Origin of the sequence: Caulobacter sp., assembly GCF_035254145.1 — a bacterium.
In the GTDB taxonomy this organism is placed as follows: domain Bacteria; phylum Pseudomonadota; class Alphaproteobacteria; order Caulobacterales; family Caulobacteraceae; genus Caulobacter.
Window position 1 is genome coordinate 1 of record NZ_DATFAV010000133.1, and the last position, 19842, is coordinate 19842.

Here is a 19842-nt window from a genome sequence, read left to right on the forward strand (position 1 = left end):
CTTCCTGGCTGCGGCTAGTATCTCTTCTTTTGCGTTCAAGCTCATCGTTCGCGCCCGCTACCAGGGTTACCGGAAACCTACCTACCACATGGCAGATAATCATTGACCGTCAATTGCCAAGCCCGTAGAAAGGGTTCTACCATCTGGTTGGTAGAGCCGAGGACCATCATGAAGATTTACGATTGGCATACGGGTCCCTACCCCGCGCGTGTTCGCATTGCCTTGGCTGAGAAAGGCCTTCAGTCCCGCGTCACTTTCGAGTCCGTCGATCTGTGGAAGGGCGAGCACAAGACCGATGAGTTTCGCGCAAAGAACTATTCGGGGACGCTGCCGGTCCTCGAACTGGACGACGGGACGTTCATCGCCGAGTGCACGGCCATTACCGAATATCTCGACGCCCTAGATGGAGCCCCCGTCCTCACCGGCCGGACAGCGCGTGAAAAAGGCGTGATCCACATGATGAGCAAACGCGCTGAACTAGAGCTGCTCGATGCGGTGAGCGTCTACTTCCACCACGCCACGCCTGGGCTCGGGCCGGACGTGGAGATTTATCAGAATGCCGAGTGGGGATTGCGCCAGCGCGACAAGGCGATCAACGGCATGCGCTATTTCGACAGCGTATTGCGCCAACAGCGGTTCGTTGCCGGAGACGCCTTTTCGATGGCCGATATCACGGTGATCGGCGGCCTGATCTTTGCTGAACTCGTGGAGTTGGCCGTGCCTGGGGACTGCGAGGCGCTGCTGGCTTGGAACCAAAGGATGCAAGAGCGACCCAGTGTGCGCGACCGCATCACGATGTCCGAACCGCAACGCGCGGCCACATGAAATAAGGCCAGTCAGTCACAGCACTGGAAGCGGGCCTCAGCAATCACGGGACCCGCTTCTATTCTCACCGACGAGGATCCCCCCTAATTGGGGAAGAGCGCCAATAGAAGACGTTGAACCGGCTCCAGAAAGGCGAAGTTGGAAATCTAAGTTATGGAGACCAGCTCCGACCTGAAGCACTCATCTTGATGTTCGCTTCTCCGGGAGCAACCTTGCAGGCCTACAACGGCAGAATCCGTTCGCGGCTGATAGGACACTCGAGTGCACCAGCGCCTTCCACGAACGACAACACCTCGGCAAACTATTCCCTTCGTCTACGAGGCATATCGTCGGCTCATCCGCGAGCTAGGAGCGATCGACGGCCTGTCGTCGGCAGTACTGCTGTCAACGCGGTCGCTCGCTGAAATTGCCGGCACGGACCAATGGCGACAACGAGCGATCGTGGAGCCGCCGTTCCCAAGGTCCGAGAAGAGCCAGTCTTCGCCTTTCTGGCGCTCATGCTCGGCGGGATTTCGCTGATTGAGGCTCCGTAGCGGGGCGCTGCAGAAACAACGCGCGCGGCGGAGTGTCTAAGCTCGTGCGTCTACCAAAGAGCGGGGGCGGCCTTCTAATGTGCAAACGTATTCTTACGTTCGCGCCGAGATAGCGCTGCGTGAAATTCTGGAAAACTTCCGTATTCGATACTCAGTGTGCTTTGAAAATTTAGATCATGTACCGCATATAATTAGAATATGCCCGATCGGGCATAAATATACCCACGCCGCAGCATCAGAGCATGTCGCGCTACACACTTGATAAGACTCAGTTTTTCGATCTGAATAGCGATTAGCCATTTCGGCTATTCAACCTGCGAGCCTCTGGCGCGCAGGGAGGGCGAAGCTTTGCCTGGTTGTCAGGCCTCGCCGTCACAGATCGAAAGGAATGAAAATGAGGCTCAGCTAAATCACACCGCCATCTGGCGGAGAAGCTGGACCCGGGAAGGTTGCCGCCTTCCCGGAAACCGGTTCCGGAGCGAATCCGAAACTCGTTGGTAAGCGAGCGGAACTCTCTCCCCACAAGCCGACGGAGTCAACGGCCCCCGCCGGGCCGATCGACGAAACACGCCTGTGCTCCGCCTTCCCAAAACAAGGAGAGACACATGAACAAACACACAAACGACTGGGCGAGCGCGCAGACGCCGCTCGCCTTTGAGCGACGCTCTAAACTGCTCACGCTGATTGATGCGATCCTCGCGCCACTGAAGAAGCGAAAGCACGGTGACCATGGCGCCGTGACGCCAAGCTCGGCGACGATCGTTATGACACCGGATCAGCCAAAGCCATGGAGCGCGATGATCAAGGCTGCGCTTGAGCGTCGCTTGGAGCTCTATTGGAATGGCGACCCGCACGAGACGTTGAGCGTGAAGGATCTCCACATATCCAAGCGCCTCGCGTGGGATCTAGCGGCCAAGCGGCGACCGGAGTTGCTCGAGGTGCCCGCGAGCTACGAAGACTGCCTTGTTCAGGCCAATCTCAGCCGTGGCGAGGCGGAGCAGTACCTGAACTGCTTCCCTAGAGACGTGGCTTGGCTGCTGTGCAGTGGCCGTATGAGCGCCGAATTTCCCTCTGACCAGATCACGCAGCTTGGCCACGAGTTGATCTCGTCACGGGAAATTGCGTGGAGGTGGAGGGTTTCACCAGCCCTCCGCGACGCGCTTCCCGCCAAGCATGGTATCGCGCGGTGCACCGGCCCGTTCTGGCCTCGGGCGGACGTAGAGGCCTTCTTCGCCCAGAGATTTCCGTTGGGCGGGCCGGCTGAGTGATTCAGTGCTTATTGGTAAGGTCTGTTTTCCGCATCGGCTATGATCTGTGGCCAGTTGACGGGAAGCTCGGCCGGAAGATCAAGATCGCCTAGAGCCGTCTCCTGACCAACAGCGTGCCAGCGTGTCCAGTCAGTCGAGTTGAATGCCGCGCGTTCAGCAGGGCAGCTGAGATTAATTCAGAGGGTTCGCCACCGAGCGTGCGATGGCGCGCACCGACTGGCGCTGACGTGCGTCTACCAGCGGGGCGTTCGACGTCCAACTTTGACGTACACAGTGAACAAGTTGAGGGGGCCGTCAGAGCATTGGGGCGGCGTTAGGTTGCCAACCTACCTTTTAGGGGCGGCCTTATGTTGTCAGGCTTAAGTTGTCGAAATTCGCCGCTTGAGCATTATCAGCGACTTAGCCGATCGGCTCTAGCGAGCAACGATACCGAGGCCGCGCCACTCCACCCAGTCGCCATAGGCATGGCAGATGGCCAGCACCGTGCTGTCACCGTCCGGCCAACGGGTGCAGCGCAGCTGGACCTCTCGACGGTCGTGCGTCCATTCGAGGCTGATCTCCACGAGCGGCCGTGACGCCGTCGCGGCTGCGCCAGCCGCGGCCATGATCTTCGCGACCTCGGATCGGTTCTGGTCACTCAGATATTGAATGAACATCGAATGCACGACGGCCCGGCACACGCCTTCGGACTGGCGTTCGGCCAAGCGCTGCGCGAGCCAAAGCTTGGCGTCGCCGCGGTGAACCTTCGGCGGATGGGTCCGCGCGATCTGCAAGGCCGCTTCCAGTCGCCTCGAACGCGCGGGTTGATCCGCCCAAGTGAAGGACAGCAACCGTTCGCGATGGGCGGGATTCAAGGCGCTCAGGGGGTTGAGATCGACGCCTTGCGCCGTGACGATCTTCACGAGGGCGGCCGGCGGATCGGCGCCAATCCACCGCGGCGCGATGCGGACCGCTGACGCGGGGTCGCCGGCGGAGGCGCCGCCTAGCGTGTAGGCATAGCGCGCGAGATTGAGATTCAGGCCGCAACTGGAGCCAAGCTCAAGGATCTCAAAAGGCGTCGGCCGCTCCGCGGCGACCACCAAGAGTGCGGACATGATCCCCGCCGCCCGAGCCACTTCATTGGTCTGGGTCGGGTAGCGCATCCAGTCGGCGATGAACTGGTCTTCTTGCGACAACGCCTCGGCGATCGCGCCGTCGAAGTCGTCGTGTTCGCCGTTGTAGAGGTCCGCCAGATATCGAGGTTCGCCGCGCCGCGCGAGGGAATGGAGGGCCCCGTTGACGCGAAGCGCGAGGGCGGCCGCGGCCGGATCCCCCGGCCAGTCGTGGATCATCCGGCCGCTGATCGGGGCCAGGTGCAACTGCCGATCGACCGCTTCGAGCACGGAGGCGAGGAAGGGCGAGCCCGTGGAGCGGCAGCTTTCAGCCTGCTCCATGAACGCCTGCGTGGCGCCAGTTCTCGTGAGTACTTTCATAAATTCACAATCCACACGAGCGACGCGCTGTCGCGCAATTTAAGGTGAAACTGCTTGCGCCGATCACGTCAAAGAAGCATCTGCGTGTAAGGCCCAAATCTAGTATTGGCAGTACGGTAGAATCTAATGAACAGCCGCGGCGATTAATGCCGCATAAATGAAAGGAGAGACCTGCAGAGACCTTATGTCGCAGGCCCAAAACGGGGATGTGGGGTCGTTTTTAATGAACAGGAAATGGCTGTTGCCTAGATCCTACGATCAATATCGAGGCAGGAATTCGCCGCGAAAGTTTTGTGAGGGCGCTTCGAAAGACGCCCGGATCAGGGGATAGCCGGGCCGGCTATTAGTGGAACGATGACCTTCAAGATGAACATCCCGAAGCAACTCAGTCTGTCGTTCGTTTTGATCTGCGTGTCGGCGGCGATCATGATGATCGTCTTTCTCGCGACCATCTTGATGGTTCGCGCCTCCACCGAGAGCAACAACCGCAGTCAGTCGATCCACGCGGACGCGTTGGCGCTTGAGACGGCCATTCTCAGGCAGAACAGCCAGTTTCGGGGCTTTCTGGTCACCGGGGACAAGACCTATCTGAAGTCCTACTACGAAGGACGCGACGAATATGATCGGGTCTCGGCGAAGTTGTCGTCGACTCTCACCGACCCGGCCATGCTGAAGGCCATCGAGGACTCCCGTGTCGCGACGCTCGCGTGGCGGAAGGATTGGGGCGATCGGATGATCGCAATCGTCCAGGCCGGCCGGCGTGACGAGGCGCAGCAGATGGTGCGCGACGCTGGCAAGAAGGTCCTGGTCAGCGCCGCGGTGCTGCCTCTGCGCGACGTCCGCAACGCCGAGGTCAAGCACATCGCCGAGAACGGCGCGCGGCAGCAGACCGCGATCGTCACGGCCATGGTGGCCTTGGCCGTCGGCGGCGTGGCCCTCATCGCGATCGCCATGACCCTGTCTCGGATGCTGAGGCGCACGATCGCGCTCCCCATGACGACCCTGACCGAGGCGATGACCCAGCTTGCTCGGGGCGACAACGACATCACCGTCGACGCCGTCCGGGCCGACGAACTCGGCGACATGGCTCGCGCCGTGCTCGTCTTCCGCGACGCCGCTCTGGCCAAGGCCGAGGCCGATCGGGCCAAGGAAGAAGCCGACCGCGCCAAGGAAGAAGCCGACCGCGCCAAGATCGGCGCCGAGGCGGCCCAGCGTCGTGTGGTGGAGACGCTCGACACGGCGCTGGCCGCGCTCGCCTCCGGCGACCTGACCCACGTCATCGCCACGCCGTTCGAACCCGAATACGAGCGGCTCCGACAGTCGTTCAACAGCGCCGTGGAAGGGCTCGAGGCGAGCATTTCGGGCGTCGCGCGATCGGCGCAGAGCGTCCATCTGGGCGCGGCCGAGATCTATTCGGCGTCCGAGGATCTTTCGCACCGGACGCAACAGCAGGCTTCGCGTCTGCAGGAAACCACCGTGGCGACCAAACAGGTGACCTCGATGGTTGGCGAGACGGCTCAACGCGCCGCGGACGCCAAGAAGGCGATCGAGGCTGCGAATGGCAACGCCGCCGAAGGCGGCGCTATCGTGACCGAGGCGATCTCGGCGATGGACGCCATCCAGACAAGCTCCGAGGAAATCGGCCAGATCATCAATTTGATCGATGGCATCACCTTCCAGACCAACCTGCTGGCCTTGAACGCGGGCGTCGAAGCCGCGCGCGCCGGCGACGCCGGCAAGGGTTTCGCCGTCGTGGCGTCCGAAGTTCGCGCGCTCGCCCAGCGCTCCGCCGACGCCGCGCGAGACATCAAGTCGCTGATCCACACGTCCTCGGAGCAGGTCGAGAGCGGCGTCGGCCGGGTCGGAGGCACCGGTCAGATGCTCAAGCTGATCGGCGAGAAGATCGGCGACACCAACGCTCTGATCAATGAGATCGCGCAAAGCACCGAAATCCAGGCGGACAACCTGAAGCAGGTGAACAGCGCCGTCGCCAGCATGGACAGCATGACCCAGCAGAACGCGGCGATGGTCCGGGAAGCGACCGCGGCCGCCCGCAACCTGGCCTCGGAGGCCGACGAGCTGACCACGCTGGTGGCCCGCTTCCGCCTGCGTTCGACCGACGCCGACGCCGACACGTGGGGCGCGGGAGGGCGGCCGGGCATGCGCATGGCCGTTGGGGCGAGGTAGGGCCTCCAGGTCCCGGGCGCGCCTCAAGAGCGCCCGCGCTTCCCGAACTTCCAGAACGACGCCTTGAACACGAGGCAGGTTGAGGGCGCTCGCGCCCTCGACAATTCTTTCTACAACCTCTTATATCCAAGTATAGATTAGGTTGAGCTCTTGCATGTGACTGAATGACGCATGTGTAAGAACAATATGTCGCATCCAACATGCATGTGTAGGGGTGGACAATTTACACTTAAATTACAAAATATGCCTCATTACCATTGTCCAGTGAAATTCTTATAGAAATAGAATTGGGGAAATCCTATGAGACATCTCTACGTGTCCGCCGCGCTCTTGCCATTTCTGATGGTCATGCCGGCGCATGCCGAGACGATCCGCCACGAGGCCGCCGACGCGCCCGTTAAGACCGCCGGCGCGACGGCTCATCGCGAAAAAGTTTTCTCGACGGGCGTGGCGAAAGGTCGCGACCTGCTCGACTCGGCCATTTCCGCCAGCTCGTTGGGCGGCGATGTCGTCCCTAAGCTGAGCGCCCGTTCGCTGGCGGACGTCCTGCGCAACGTGCCGGGCATCCGCACCGAAGGCTCGTTTGGCGACGGCAACTCCAACTACACGATCCGCGGCCTGCCGCTGACCTCGGGCGGCTCGAAGTTCATGCAGATTCAGGAGGACGGCCTTCCCGTCCTCGAGTTCGGCGATCTCTTCAACGCGTCGTCCGACACCTTCATCCGCTATGACCAGAACATCGGCTCGATCGAGGCGGTGCGCGGCGGCTCGGCGTCGACCTTTGCGTCCAACTCGCCCGGCGGCGTGATCAACCTGATCTCCAAGACCGGCGAGGAAGAAGGCGGTGCGATCGAAGTCAGCACCGGCGTCGACTACGGCGAGAAGCGGCTCGATTTCGAGTACGGCGGGAAGATGACCGACACGCTGCGCTACCACTTCGGCGGCTTCTATCGGAGCGGTGAAGGCGTTCGCAACATCGGCTTCAATGGCGTCAAGGGCGGCCAGCTCAAGTTCAACGTCACCAAGACCCTGCCGAACGGTTATATCCGTCTGAGCGGCAAGTACCTCGACGACCGCTCGCCCTGGTACTTCACGGTTCCGGTCAAGATCTCGGGCACGCCCGACAAGCCGACGTTCGAGAACTTCAACAACTTCGACGTCCGGCAAGACACGCTGCTGTCGCGGAACATCCCGACGTTCACGTCGCTGGACCGGAACAACCTGCCCTCAGTGGTTTCCACCTCCAATGGCATGCACGCCAAGGTCAAGTCGATCGGCCTCGAAGCCCAATTCGACATCGCTGGCTGGACGATCACTGAACGCGGCCGCATCTCCGGCATCGGGGGCAGCATCGGCCGCGCCCAGATTTCCAACGTCTTCGCCGGCAACGCGCTTCCCGCGACCCTGGGCGCCGGCGCCGGTACGCTCACCTACGCCAGCGGTCCGCTGCGTGGCCAGACGATCACCAATCCGGCCAGCCTGAACGGCAATGGCCTGATTGTTCAGACCCTGGCCAATCGGCTCGACATCAAAAGCCTCAACTACTTCGCCAACGACCTGCGCGCTACGCGCAGCTGGAATGTCGGCGAGGGCAGCCTCACGCTGACCGGCGGCGTCTACCATTCGAGCCAGGATGTGGACACGGACTGGTACTACGAGACCTACAACCAGGACCTTCTCGGCGATGGCCGTTCGTCGCTGATCGACTTCACCAACGCGGCGGGCGTGGCCCAGACGCAGGACGGCGTCACCGGTTACTCGTTGAACGGCGCGAGCGGCCTCTATCGGCGAGCGTATGACGTCAATTACGACATCACAGCGCCCTTCGCCTCGGCCAACTACAAGATCGGCAAGCTCGCTATCGGCGGCAGCCTTCGCTACGATCTGGGTCAGGTGCGCGGCCAACTCTACGGTTCGGACCTGGGGGGCGGCCGCGTCGGCCTGGGATCCTACGACTTCAACAGCGACGGCAAGATTTCGGTCGCGGAAGCCAAGACCGCGTTCCTGCCGACCGGCTCGCCGGCGCCGGTGCACTACGACTACAAATATGTGAGCTATTCGGCGGGTGCGAACTACCGCGTGGCCGAGCCCCTGTCGGTCTTTGCCCGCTACAGCCGTGGGGCTCGGGCTGGGGCGGACAAGATCCTGTTCTCGTCGACCACCGGCGTCAGCTCCGTGACCGGCGATCTGCTCAGCAAGGGCACGGGTTACGACCTGGTCAAGCAGTTGGAAGGCGGCTTCAAGTTCCGCAAGGCTGACATGACCCTGAACGCCACGGCCTTCCTGGCGAACACCGAGGACACGAATATCCAGTCCGGCGGCGGCGCTCAGCCTGAGCGGAAGTACCGTTCGTATGGCGCCGAAATCGAAGCCTCGGTTCGCAAGGGGCCGTTCAGCGTCTTCGGCAGCATGACCTACACGCACGCCGAGATCCTGAGCGACACCGCCAATCCGGTTCTCGCCGGAATGACGCCGCGTCGCCAGCCGAAGTTCATCTTCTCGGCCACGCCGCAATTCGAGACGAAGTACGCCACGGTGGGCGCCAACATCATCGCGAACACCTGGAGCTATTCGCACGACAACAACCAGACGGCGCTGCACCAGCCGGGCTACGTCATCGTCGGCGCGTTCGCGCAGGTGCCGGTGACCGAAAACCTACAGGTGATGGTCAACGTCAACAACCTGTTCAACAAGATGGCCTTCTACGAGCTCAACCAGACGGCCATTCCTGCGAACGGGATTGGTTGGGGGCGGGCCTTCAACGGCCGGACGATCTCCGCCTCGGCTCGCTTGAGCTTCTGATCGAAAACGAACTCGCGTATCGGTAAACAAAGCCCCGTCGGCCTCCCAGGCCGGCGGGGCTAGAGGAAAGATGACTCTTTGTTGATCTTATACCGGTCGATCTTGGTACTCAGTTTCTGGCTGGCCGAACTGTTTTCTTTCCTTTCGCCTGCGGGATGATCCGCGAGAGAAGGTAAATCGTCGAAGCGACCAGGCCCCATAAAGAGATGGCGGAGACGGCGGGGAGACCCTGATATCGACGGGTCATAGCGAATAGCAAGGAAGCGCACAGCATCGCGGCGGGCGCCGTCACTGCTGGCCTCGGCTCAGACGATCTTCGACATCAGGCCGGCCTCAAACGAAGCGGATGGTCCGCACTCGGTAGATCCCGAGCCGAACCCGTGGAGTGTTGCTCTCGGCCAGCCGGCGACCCGCGTCGCGGGCGGCGGAAAGGTCATCAAACCAAAGATGGAAAAAATCACTCACCGGCTGCGGCGGCGCCATGCCGGGCTTGGCGATCAGATCGACGACTTGATCGTGCAGCAGCTCGGTCAGGCCGTTCATTCCGCGGGCAGCGGCCTCGACCGCCCGCGACGCCGCTGCGCCCTCGCTTAGCGCCGCCACGATCAACTTGCCGCCCATCGCCTCCCGCAGGGGTTCGGCCGCCCTGAGCGCGTAGCCAGAACCGTGGCCAAGGAAGCCTGGCTCGTCCTCGACCATGGGCCTCGCGGCCGGGCTCGCGAAGGCGTCTGACATGTCCTCGGGCCGATCCCACAAGAGTTCGACAAAGCCATCGGCGTTGATCGGCGAGGCTGGCGAGAAGTCTTCCTCGACATGGTTTTGGATATAGCCGCGAACTTTCGGCAGTTGAGATACTGGCGCGGCATGGCGCTCCCACAGCCGCGAAAAGGTCGAGCGGTCGTGGTCGAGCCGACGAACGAGGACAGACATGCGCTTGAACATGGACGGCGACCTCACGCGATCGACGCGCCGCCGTCGAGCATAACGATCGTGCCCGTGGCGTACCCGGTGGCGGCGAGCAGTAACAACTGGCGAGCGATGTCCCGCGGTTCGCCGACCCGTCCGGCGGGATAGGTCGCCGACATCCGCGCGTACATCGCTGCGCGCGCCTCCGGGGTCATCTCCGCCCACATCTCGGTCCTAACGACGGCGGGCGAAACGGCGTTGACCCGGATTGGCTTCAACTCCAGAGCCAGCCCTCGCACCAGAGCCTCAAGCCCAGCGTTAATCGCTCCCATCAGCGCGCGACCGGCGGCGGGCCGACTGGCCAGGAAGCCCGAGACAACGCTCAGCGAGCCGCCGCTGGAAATCTTGGCCGCCCGGGCGACCCTGTAGAAGCCCCAGAACTTGCTGTTCACAGCGGCGTAGGCGGTTTCGAGCGGGAGGTCGCGGACGGCCGCGATGCTGGTCTGCGAGCCGGTGACGATGACGTGGTCGAAGGCCGCGGCGCTCGCGAAAAACGTCTCGACGGCCGTGTCGTTGGTCAAGTCGAGGGCTTGGCCGATCACAGACGGACCGATCGAGCTGGCCGCCGAGGACACCTTATCGGCCGAACGCGAAGCGATGGTCACCGCCGCGCCCTGTTCGCAGGCGAGTTGCGCGGTCGCCAAGCCAATGCCCGAACTGCCGCCGATGACCAGCACGCGCTGGCCGGAAAGGTCGATCATGGCTGTCGCTCCCCCACTGGTGAGCGCGAACCATGCGGCAGGCCCGGCACGTTCACAATTGTCAGAAGCGCCAAGCCGGTTGATACAAAAACGGCGTAATCTGCGCCACGGAGCCGCTATGGATACCGAAGCCCTCGCTGTCTTCAGCCACGCTGTGGCGGCTGGGAGCATCTCCGCCGCCTCACGCCGGCTAGGGCTGGCGCCCGCGGTCGCCTCGCGCAGATTGGCCGCCTTGGAGCGCGAACTTGGGACGCGCCTGTTGCAGCGAACGACGCGCTCCATCTCGCTGACGCCCGAGGGCGAGGACTTCATGCCTTACGCTCGAGATATCCTCGAACGTGAAGCTTCGGCGCTGGCGGCGCTAACGCCCGGCGATCGCGGCGCGGCGGGCCTCCTTCGCGTCACCGCCCCCGCGGCCCTCGGCCGAGAGATCATCGTGCCGATGCTGACCGCCCTCATGGGCGCAAACCCGCAGTTGCGCGTCGAACTGCACTTGACCGAGCGGTTGGTGGACGTCGTCGGCGAGGGGTTCGATGTCGCGATACGCATCGCCGATCTTCGCAGTTCAAACCTTGTCGCCCGCCGCATCGGCTCGGTTCGGCGGATTGTTTGCGCTTCCCCGGACTACCTCGAGCTGCGGGGGCGGCCGCAGACCTTGGCGGAGCTTGGCGAACACGATTGCCTGACCCTGATCGGGGTCACTCACTGGGCGTTCGGACCGAGCGGCGCGGAGCGCGCGCGCGTGAGCGGACGCTTCGTCTGCGACGCCATCGACGGCCTCCACGCGGCCTGTCGGCGCGGCTTGGGTGTGGCCATGCTCGCCAGCTGGTCCGCGGCAAACGACCTGGAGACGGGCCGGCTGGTCGAACTGCCGCTCGACGCAACGCCATATTCACCGCCGGTATCCGCCCTTTACCCCACGACACGGATGATGACCCCGAAGCTGCGTCTGTTCCTGACGGCCCTGGGCGAGGCGTTGAGGAGCGAGGGCGCGGCGGCGGCTCCTTCGAGCTCCGCTCAGGTTGACGCCAAGCTCGCGTAACTGCGTTTAAAGGCGTCCCGAAGGGCCATGACCCGGCGGTTGTCTGCATCCGAGGCGCGACAAACGAACGAGATCTGCCGGGACGGGGCGTTCTTGCCCAAAGAGATCTGACGGACGCGGTGGATTTCGGTGATCGGGCCGACCTGCGGAATGACCGACACGCCCAGGCCCGCCGAAACCATCGAGAGCACCGCCTCGATCGATTCCAACTCGAACTTGGGGCGGGTGGCAGGCGCCAAGCGGTGGAGGTAGCTGGCGGCCACCCGCCCGCTGGTTAGGGAGGTGTCGAACTGGAGCCAGTTGTGGCGCTTGACGAGCTCGGCCACGGTGGCGTTTCCCGTATCGTGGGGCGCCACGAACACGAAGGGCTGTCGCTGGAGGTCGTGCCAGGCCAATCGGCTCGAACCGCCCGAGGTCGGACGCACCAGGGCCGCTCCATCGAGTTCACCGGCCTTGAGCTGATTGAGAAGTTCCGTGGAGTCGCCTTGGATCACCCTTACGCTCAGGGCTGGGTGGCGTTCGGCGACGTCCCTCAGCACCGGCGGCATCATGGCCGATTGCAGCGACCGGATCGTGCCCAGGACGACGCGTCCCGTCACAGCCCCCGTGGAACGGTGGCGGGCCGCCTCGACGGCGTCGAGGGCGCCGCGCACATTCTCTGAAAGCTCCCGCGCCAGCGGCGTGGGTCTGGCGATCCGGCCGGATCGGTCGAACAAGGGTTGTCCAAGATATTCCTCAAGGCGCTTGACCTGAAGGCTGACGGCGCTGGGCGTCAAGCCGACGTCCTCGGCCGCCGCCGCGAAACTGCCATGTCGAAGAATAGCGTCGAGCGTGATCAGGAATTCGAACTTCAAGGCAAACTCACCAATCGTCGGACAATCGTTTGAGGATACTGCATCATCGGAGGCTCAAGAACCGCATCGAACCGCTGCAACAGGTCGGCGCCCGGCTCTCGAACCTTAAATGACTCGCCGATAGGGCATTCACATAGACTCGTGATGTTTTGTCATCTTTTGCTGAACGAAACATCGCTATTTTTTCACACTGCCCGCGGCTACCACAGGTCCTAGCGAAGGGCGGCCCTCTCAATTCCTCTAAGGCCGCATCGGCCTGAACCCGTCCTTCGCTACTCTATCGCCCTCCGAAGAGGCGAGACGAAGGGTAGGACATGAGCCGCGCAAGCCGCTTGAAGCAACTGATCGACGGCGCCTGGGTCGAGGGCGAGGGCGCCAACTTCGTCGTCGTGGACAAGTTCCTGGGCGAGGAGATCGCCGAAGGGCGAGAGGCGTCGGCCGATCAGGTGCGCGCGGCCATCGCCGCGGCCCGCCGCTCGTTCGAGACCGTCCGCCTGGAGCCCTACGAGCGCTACCGCCTGCTCTCCAGGGTCGCCGACCTGATCCTGGCGAACCGGGAAGAACTGACCGGCACGATCATCGCCGAGTCCGGCGTGCCGTGGAAGGATTCCGACAACGAGGTGGCGCGCACCGCCGAGACGTTCCGCACGTCCGCCGAGGAGGCCAAGCGCCTGGTCGGCGAGATGGTGCCGATCCAGGGCGCGGCGGGCCAGAGCCACCGCATGGCCATGACCATCCGCGTGCCGCGCGGCGTGGTTGCGGGGATCAGCGCCTTCAACTCGCCGCTCAACATGGTGGCGCACAAGGCCGCGCCGGCCTTGGCCGCCGGGAACACGGTGGTGGTCAAGCCACCGCCGGCGACGCCGCTTTCGGGCGTACGACTCTTCGAACTGATGCTCGAGGCGGGCTTCCCGCCCGGCCACGTCAATCTCGTTCTGGGCGGCGCCGAGGTCGGACGCGCCCTGGTCGAACATGACGACATCGATTTCGTCACCTTCACGGGCAGCACGCCCGTGGGCAAGGCGATCCGCCAGAGCCGGGGCATGCGTCCGGTGGCCCTGGAGTTGGGCAGCATCGCCGCCACCATCGTCTGCGCGGACGCCGACCTGGACCGCGCGGCCGTGCGCTGCGCCCAATCGGGCTTCCGCCGCCAAGGCCAAGCCTGCACCTCGACCCAGCGCCTGTTCATCCAGCGGCCGATCCTGGAGCGCTTCACCGACATGGTGGCGGCCGAGACCAAGAAGCTGAAGGTCGGCGATCCGCGTCAGCGCGACACCGATGTCGGACCGCTGATCAGCGAAAAGGATGCGATCCGGGCCGAAGCCTGGGTTCGCGAGGCGATCGCCCAGGGCGCGCGTCTGATCAACGGCGGCCAGCGCGAGGGCGCCGTCCTGCAGCCTACCATCTTGGCCGATGTTCCCAAGACGGCCCGCGTGCTTTGCGAGGAGATCTTCGCCCCGGTCCTGTCGATCATCCCGTTCGACGACCTCGACGCGGCGATCGACGAGGTCAACGCCACCGAGTTCGGCCTGGCCGCCGGCCTGTTCACGCGCGACATCGAGCGCGCCCTGAAGGGGGCGGCCCGTATCCATGTCGGGGTCGTCCACCTCAACGACGCCTCGAGCAGCCGGGTCGACGTGATCCCGTTCGGCGGAGTCAAGGACAGCGGCGTGGGGGTCGAGGGCCCCCGCTACGCCATGCGCGAGATGACCGAAGAGCGTCTCGTGACGATCACCCTTTGATGGAAAGCCTGATGTCCGAAGCCAGTGTCACGGGGGCGGTCTACATCGCCCAATGCTTGAAGAACGAAGGGGTGGAGATGGTGTTCGGCCAATGCGGCCACACCAATTACGCGCTGATCGACGCCTGCCAACGCGAGGGCATCGCCTACATCTCGTTCCGGCACGAGCAACAGGCCGTCCACGCCGCCGACGCCTACTACCGTCTGTCCAAGAAGCTGGCGGTCATCAACGTCCATCTGTCGCCGGGTCTGACCAACGCCTTGACGGGCGTGGTCTCCGCCGCCACGGACGGTACGCCGATGCTGGTCATCGCCGGCAACACGCCGTCGTACCACCACCCGCGCGAAGCCCACCAGGTGATCCGCCTGCACCAGGACGCCTCGCAGGGCGACATCTTCCGTCCGGTCTGCAAGCGCGTGTGGCGCATCGATCAGGTCAACTGGCTTCGCGACGTCATGCACCGGGCGCTGAACGTGGCCCAGACCGGCCGGCCGGGCGCCGTGCTGCTCGACGTGCCGATGGACATGTTCTCGGCCAAGCTCGCCGCGCCGATCGACACGATCGCGCGTCGTCCGAACTTTCCGCGCAGCGTCGCCGACGCGCAGGGGCTGGCCGAGGCCGTCCGCCTGCTGACCGCCGCCGAGCGTCCGGTGGTCTATGCCGGCAACGGCGTCGCGCTGTCGGGCGCCGTGGCCGAACTGGCCGAGACCGCGCGCCTTCTGCAGGCGCCGGTCGCCACGACCCTCGTCGGCAAGGGCGTTTTCCCGGAGACCGACCCGCGCGCGCTTGGCGTGACCGGCATCTGGGGCGCTCGGATGGCCAACGACACCTGCCGCGACGCCGACGTCGTCCTAGCGATCGGCACGGCCTTCGGCGAGGCAGACTGCAGTTCCTGGAACGCCGACTACGTCTTCAACATCCCCAACGGGACCAAGCTCATCCAGATCGACATCGATCCGCAGGAGCTGGGCAAGAGCTATCCGGTCGACATCGGCCTGGTGGGCGACGCCAAGGCCACGCTGGCGGCCCTGAACGCCTTGCTGGCGCGGGCGCCCCGGCCGCAGGCGACGATCGACGCCCATCTGGACGTCGTCGCCAAGCGCAAGGCGGCCTGGCGCGAGGAGCTCAAGGCTTCGCAGGACAACGGCGACAAGCCGATCCATCCCGCTCGCCTGCTCAAGGAGCTGTCGCTGGCGGCGCCCGACGACGTGGTCTTCGTCACGGACGTGGGCTGGAACAAGAACGGCGCCGGCCAGCAGCTGGAGGTCAAGCAACCGGGCGCCTTCATCACCAGCGGGGGCATGGCCACCATGGGCTTCTCGCCGGCCGCGGCGATCGGCGCCAAGCTGGCCGCGCCCGACCGCAAGGTGGTCTGCCTGATCGGCGACGGCGGCCTGCTGTCGGTGATCGGAGCCCTGACCACGGCTGTCGAGCTGAACATCCCAGTGCTTTGGGTCCTGTTCAACAACTTCTGCTATTCGACCATTCGCACGGTCGGAAACACCTATTTCCAGAACAAGTACGGCACGGAGTTCCGCACGCCCGACGGCGAGCTCTACAACCCCGACTTCATGCTGCTGGCCAAGTCGTTCGGCATCGATTCCGCCCTGGTTGAGGAGCCCGACGACGTCGCCGCCGCGCTGAAGAGCGCCATGGCCAAGGACGCGCCCTTCCTTCTCGAGGTCCGCACCCGCGGTGACCTGCCCATGCCGCGCACCGGCTACTGGGACATCGCTGACTTCCTGCAGGGCGGCAATGACTGACCTTTCCGCATCAGATCCGATGGGCTCGGCGTTGCATCGCCACGAGTATGACGCCGAGGCGTCAGGGCCGCTGGCCGGGGTGCGCATCCTCGACCTGTCGCGTCTCTTCGCCGGCAACGTCCTGACCCAGATGCTGGGCGACTTCGGCGCGGAAGTGATCAAGGTCGAGCCGCCGACCGGCGACACGCTGCGCGGATGGAAGGTCAAGGGCGTCTCGACCCATTGGAAGATCTACGCCCGCAACAAGAAGAGCCTTTGCCTGGACCTGCGCAACGCGCGGGCCAAGGCGCTGCTGCTCGACCTCGTCCCGACGGCCGACGTCCTGGTCGAGAGCTTCCGGCCCGGGGTCATGGAGCAGATGGGGCTTGGTCCCGAAATTCTGCTGGCCCGCAATCCCAAGCTGGTGGTGGTCCGCATTTCCGGATGGGGCCAGGAGGGGCCCTACCACCAGCGTCCCGGCTTTGGCACGGTGATCGAGGGGATGTCGGGCTTCGCGGCCATCAACGGCTTCGCCGACCGAGAGCCCGTTCTGCCGCCGATGTACCTGGCCGACGGCGTCGCCGGCGTCTATGGCGCCTCGGCGACGATGATCGCGCTGCGGGAAGCCGAGCGGGAAGGCGGCGCCGGCCAGATCGTCGACCTGCCGCTCTATGATCCGCTGTTCGCCCTGCTGGGGCCGCAGGCCGCCAACTACCGGCTGACAGGGATGCTTCGCCCCCGCACGGGCAGTCGCTCCAGCAACTCGGCCCCGCGCAACGCCTATCGCTGCAAGGACGGCAAGTATGTCGGCCTGTCGGGGTCCACCCAATCGATGGCCGAGCGCATCTTCCGCGCCATCGGCCGTCCCGATCTGATCGAGGACCCTCGGTTCCGCACCAACGCCGACCGGCTCAAGAACGTCGAGGTGCTCGACGAGGTCATCGGGACGTTCATCGCCGAGCGCGATCTGGCCGAGCTCGTGCCGCTGATGGAGGCGGCCGAGGTCACGGTCGGACCGATCTACGACATCGATCAGATCATGGCTGATCCGCATGTCATCGACCGGGAGATCCTCGCCGACTACCCCGACGTCGAGCTGGGCGCCTTGCCGATGCATCACGTCGTACCGCGCCTCGAGGCCACCCCGGGGTCGATCCGGTCCCCGGCGCCCAGCCTTGGTCAGCACAACCGAGACCTGCTGGCCGAGGTGGGGATCGACGAGGCCGCCTACGCCGAACTGGTGTCGTCGGGCGTCGCCGTCGAAGACGGGGCCTGCGTACGATGACCCCTGTCTGGCGCTCGCTGCAGTATGTCCCCGCTCACGTGGAGAAGTTCGTCTCCACGGCGCATACGCGCGGCGCCGACGCGATCATTCTCGATCTGGAGGATAGCGTCCCGCCCGACGAAAAGACACGCGCCCGCGACCTGTTGGCCGAGGCCGCGCGCCGGGTCGGGCAGGCCGGCGCCGATGTCCTTGTACGGATCAACGGTGATCCGATGCTGGCGGCGTCGGACATCGTCGCGGCGGTCGGAGCGGCGGTGAGCGCCCTCGTGCTGCCGAAAGTCGACAGTGTCGAGGATCTTCTGGCTCTGGACAGACTGGTGTCGCAAGCCGAGGCCGACCGGGGCATGGCGCCGGGCGCGACGGGCTTCCTCGTCCTGATCGAGAGCGCCCGCGGCCTGCTCGACATGGCCAATATCGCCAAGGCGAGCCCACGCGTCATGGCGTTGAACCTCGGCAACGAGGATCTCGCGCTCGATATCGGCATGGAGGTGGACGACGAAACGCTCCAGTTGCCCCGCCAGCAAATGGCGATCGCCGCGGCGGCGGCCGGCGTCATGCCGATCGGGCTGATTGGCGCGGCCACGCAGTACGCCGATCTCGAAGCCTATCGCGCTCTGGCGCGGCGATCACGCCGCTTCGGATTCCAGGGTTCGAGCTGCATCCACCCCTCTCAGATCGCGATCCTGAACGAAGCCTTCTCGCCCACCGAGGAAGAGGTGGCGCGCGCTCTGCGGATCGTCGAAGGCGCCAAGGCGGCGCGCGCCGAGGGCCGCGGCGCCTTCGCCATCGACGGCAGGATGATCGATACGCCGATCGAACGGCGCGCCGAACGGCTCTTGGAGCGCTACGCCGCGATCAAGTCTCGGGAGGCCGCCTTGGCCCGTCGGCGAAGTTGACGGATCACGCCCGGCCCGGCGGCTCGCGCCGCCTACGCCGCGCGTGATCGAGACCAACCAAAAAAAGATCAAAGGGGAATGGAAATGTCCAAGCAGGCAGTTTGCGGGCGTGTGAAACGCCTCGCGTCTTCGCGCGACCTCGACACCAAGTCGGTCCTTCTGGCCTCGGTCGCGACCTTCGTTCTTATATCGGCGGGCGTTGCCCACGCCCAGTCGGCGCCCAAGGCCGAACCCGACGCCGTCGAGGTTGAAGCCATCGTCGTCACCGGCACCGCCATCCGGGGCGTGGCGCCAGTCGGCTCGGCCACCGTTGAGGTCAATCGCGAGACGATCGTTGAAGCCCCGCAGCGTGACGCTTCGGCTCTGATCAGTCAGATGCCCCAGGCTTCGGGCCTGGGCAACACCCTGGCCAACAACGCCGGGCGCAACGCCGGCGTCAACCTGCGCGGCCTGGGCACCAACGCCACGCTGTTGCTGTTCGACGGCCACCGGACAGTCGCGCAGGGCGTGACCAACCAGATCGCCGACCCGAACGTCATTCCCTTCGCCGCCATCGAGCGCGTCGAAGTCGTCACCGACGGCGCCTCGGCCATCTACGGCTCGGACGCTGTCGCCGGCGTCGTCAACTTCATCCTGCGCCGGCCGTTCAACGGGGCCGAGGTGACGGCGCGCTACAAGGACAGCATCTACCATCAGTACACCGTCGAGGGCGTCGCCGGCCGCAAGTGGGGCTCGGGCGGGGTCATGGTCGGCCTGACCTGGGAGAAGAACGATCGCATTCGTCGCAGCCAGGTGCCGGAGCTGGCGCAGGACCTGCGGCCGTTCGGCGGCAACGACAATCGTTTCATCGGCACGACGGTGACGCCCGACGCGTCGGGGGCCCTGATCGTCGGCTCCACGGTCTATGGCCTACCGGCCAATCTCAACGGCCGTGTCCCGACCGCCGCCGAAGTGCTGGCGCTGAAGAACAATCCCTCGCTGGTCGATACCGCCAAGTACCTGGACTACTACACCCAGCGCGAGCGGATCGGCGGCGTCGTTCGCTTCAATCAGAATTTCGGCAGCGCGGGCGACCTGACCGCCACCCTGCTGTTCAACAACCGCAAGAACAATTCGCCTGGCACCGGCGACGGCGCCTTCACGAACGTCGGCATCACCGTCGCCCCGACCAGCCCGTACTATATCGCGGGTCTGGGCGCGGGAAACCAGACGGTCGTCTATAACTTCCGGGCCAACAATCCCGGTCGGACCCTGGACCAGAACAACACGGAAAACACGTTCAACCTGCTGGTCGACTATTCGGTCAATCTGGCTGGCGACTTCAAGTTCACGGGCACGGGCGTCTACGGCAACAACTACGGCTGCGCGACCTGCCAGCCGCAGGGCAACACGGTCCTGGCGGCGGTCATTACCCAGCCCAGCTACAACGGCGCGTTCAATCCGTACAAGCAGGGGGTTCAGCCGACCGCCGAAGGTCTGTTCGGCAGCTTTGTCCAGAAAGCGCAGAACGAACTCCTCAACCTGGGC

General features: G+C 64.5%; 14 protein-coding genes. 10 read left to right on the forward strand and 4 right to left on the reverse strand.

Features of this window, described 5'->3' with window-relative positions; translation table 11 throughout:
- Window positions 1–168: 168 nt before the first annotated feature.
- Window positions 169–825 (forward strand): glutathione S-transferase, encoded by a 657-nt coding sequence (locus tag VJ655_RS07865; RefSeq protein ID WP_324110513.1) that lies wholly within the window; start codon window positions 169–171, stop codon window positions 823–825.
- A 1138-nt stretch (window positions 826–1963) separates the two neighbouring features.
- Window positions 1964–2626 carry a hypothetical protein gene (locus tag VJ655_RS07870; RefSeq protein WP_324110514.1) on the forward strand — a complete coding sequence of 221 codons (663 nt, stop codon included), beginning with the start codon at window positions 1964–1966 and terminating at the stop codon, window positions 2624–2626.
- Between the two features lie 413 nt (window positions 2627–3039).
- Here the strand turns inward: VJ655_RS07870 and VJ655_RS07875 are convergent, their stop codons facing one another.
- Window positions 3040–4098, reverse strand: a complete 1059-nt coding sequence (locus VJ655_RS07875; RefSeq protein ID WP_324110515.1) for a DUF2332 domain-containing protein — start codon at window positions 4096–4098, stop codon at window positions 3040–3042.
- 354 nt (window positions 4099–4452) lie between these two features.
- On the opposite strand from VJ655_RS07875, the gene VJ655_RS07880 reads away from it, so the two are divergent.
- Window positions 4453–6285, forward strand: a complete 1833-nt coding sequence (locus tag VJ655_RS07880; RefSeq protein ID WP_414646960.1) for a methyl-accepting chemotaxis protein — start codon at window positions 4453–4455, stop codon at window positions 6283–6285.
- 315 nt (window positions 6286–6600) lie between these two features.
- A complete protein-coding gene (locus VJ655_RS07885; RefSeq protein ID WP_324110516.1) occupies window positions 6601–9087 on the forward strand; it encodes a TonB-dependent receptor domain-containing protein in 2487 nt (828 codons plus the stop codon).
- 333 nt (window positions 9088–9420) lie between these two features.
- Here VJ655_RS07885 and VJ655_RS07890 read toward each other — a convergent pair whose 3' ends face one another.
- Entirely contained in the window at window positions 9421–10029 is a 609-nt protein-coding gene (locus VJ655_RS07890) for an EthD family reductase (RefSeq protein ID WP_324110517.1), read from the reverse strand.
- Between the two features lie 11 nt (window positions 10030–10040).
- Entirely contained in the window at window positions 10041–10754 is a 714-nt protein-coding gene (locus VJ655_RS07895) for an SDR family oxidoreductase (RefSeq protein WP_324110518.1), read from the reverse strand.
- A gap of 118 nt (window positions 10755–10872) precedes the next feature.
- Here VJ655_RS07895 and VJ655_RS07900 point away from each other — a divergent pair, with 118 nt between their 5' ends.
- Window positions 10873–11796 carry a LysR family transcriptional regulator gene (locus VJ655_RS07900; RefSeq protein WP_324110519.1) on the forward strand — a complete coding sequence of 308 codons (924 nt, stop codon included), beginning with the start codon at window positions 10873–10875 and terminating at the stop codon, window positions 11794–11796.
- On the opposite strand, the gene VJ655_RS07905 is transcribed toward VJ655_RS07900, so the two are convergent.
- The gene (locus VJ655_RS07905) at window positions 11772–12650 is read right to left on the reverse strand and encodes a LysR family transcriptional regulator (RefSeq protein ID WP_324110520.1); all 879 of its coding nucleotides are present in this window, start codon (window positions 12648–12650) and stop codon (window positions 11772–11774) included. The two genes, VJ655_RS07900 and VJ655_RS07905, sit on opposite strands and share 25 nt — an antisense overlap.
- 314 nt (window positions 12651–12964) lie before the next feature.
- Here VJ655_RS07905 and VJ655_RS07910 point away from each other — a divergent pair, with 314 nt between their 5' ends.
- From VJ655_RS07910 to VJ655_RS07930, 5 genes are all read left to right on the forward strand, one after another.
- On the forward strand, window positions 12965–14392 hold the full coding sequence (locus tag VJ655_RS07910) for an aldehyde dehydrogenase family protein (protein ID WP_324110521.1): 1428 nt from the start codon (window positions 12965–12967) through the stop codon (window positions 14390–14392).
- A gap of 11 nt (window positions 14393–14403) precedes the next feature.
- Window positions 14404–16155: a thiamine pyrophosphate-binding protein gene (locus VJ655_RS07915; RefSeq protein WP_324110522.1), complete on the forward strand. Its 1752-nt coding sequence runs from the start codon at window positions 14404–14406 to the stop codon at window positions 16153–16155.
- Complete coding sequence (locus VJ655_RS07920) at window positions 16148–17419, forward strand: CoA transferase (protein WP_324110523.1); 1272 nt, start codon at window positions 16148–16150, stop codon at window positions 17417–17419. Before VJ655_RS07915 ends, VJ655_RS07920 begins: the two co-directional genes overlap by 8 nt.
- Window positions 17416–18315 carry a CoA ester lyase gene (locus VJ655_RS07925; RefSeq protein WP_324110524.1) on the forward strand — a complete coding sequence of 300 codons (900 nt, stop codon included), beginning with the start codon at window positions 17416–17418 and terminating at the stop codon, window positions 18313–18315. The genes VJ655_RS07920 and VJ655_RS07925 overlap by 4 nt, the downstream gene beginning before the upstream one ends.
- Window positions 18316–18399: 84 nt before the next feature.
- Window positions 18400–19842 (forward strand): TonB-dependent receptor plug domain-containing protein (locus VJ655_RS07930; protein ID WP_324110525.1); only part of this gene is annotated, 1443 nt, incomplete at its 3' end.

Coding starts and splice junctions, on each gene's coding strand:
- VJ655_RS07865 (WP_324110513.1), top strand. CDS start 169: ATGAAGATTTACGATTGGCATACGGGTCCCTACCCCGCGCGTGTTCGC.
- VJ655_RS07870 (WP_324110514.1), top strand. CDS start 1,964: ATGAACAAACACACAAACGACTGGGCGAGCGCGCAGACGCCGCTCGCC.
- VJ655_RS07875 (WP_324110515.1), bottom strand. CDS start 4,098: ATGAAAGTACTCACGAGAACTGGCGCCACGCAGGCGTTCATGGAGCAG.
- VJ655_RS07880 (WP_414646960.1), top strand. CDS start 4,453: ATGACCTTCAAGATGAACATCCCGAAGCAACTCAGTCTGTCGTTCGTT.
- VJ655_RS07890 (WP_324110517.1), bottom strand. CDS start 10,029: ATGTTCAAGCGCATGTCTGTCCTCGTTCGTCGGCTCGACCACGACCGC.
- VJ655_RS07895 (WP_324110518.1), bottom strand. CDS start 10,754: ATGATCGACCTTTCCGGCCAGCGCGTGCTGGTCATCGGCGGCAGTTCG.
- VJ655_RS07900 (WP_324110519.1), top strand. CDS start 10,873: ATGGATACCGAAGCCCTCGCTGTCTTCAGCCACGCTGTGGCGGCTGGG.
- VJ655_RS07910 (WP_324110521.1), top strand. CDS start 12,965: ATGAGCCGCGCAAGCCGCTTGAAGCAACTGATCGACGGCGCCTGGGTC.
- VJ655_RS07915 (WP_324110522.1), top strand. CDS start 14,404: ATGTCCGAAGCCAGTGTCACGGGGGCGGTCTACATCGCCCAATGCTTG.
- VJ655_RS07920 (WP_324110523.1), top strand. CDS start 16,148: ATGACTGACCTTTCCGCATCAGATCCGATGGGCTCGGCGTTGCATCGC.
- VJ655_RS07925 (WP_324110524.1), top strand. CDS start 17,416: ATGACCCCTGTCTGGCGCTCGCTGCAGTATGTCCCCGCTCACGTGGAG.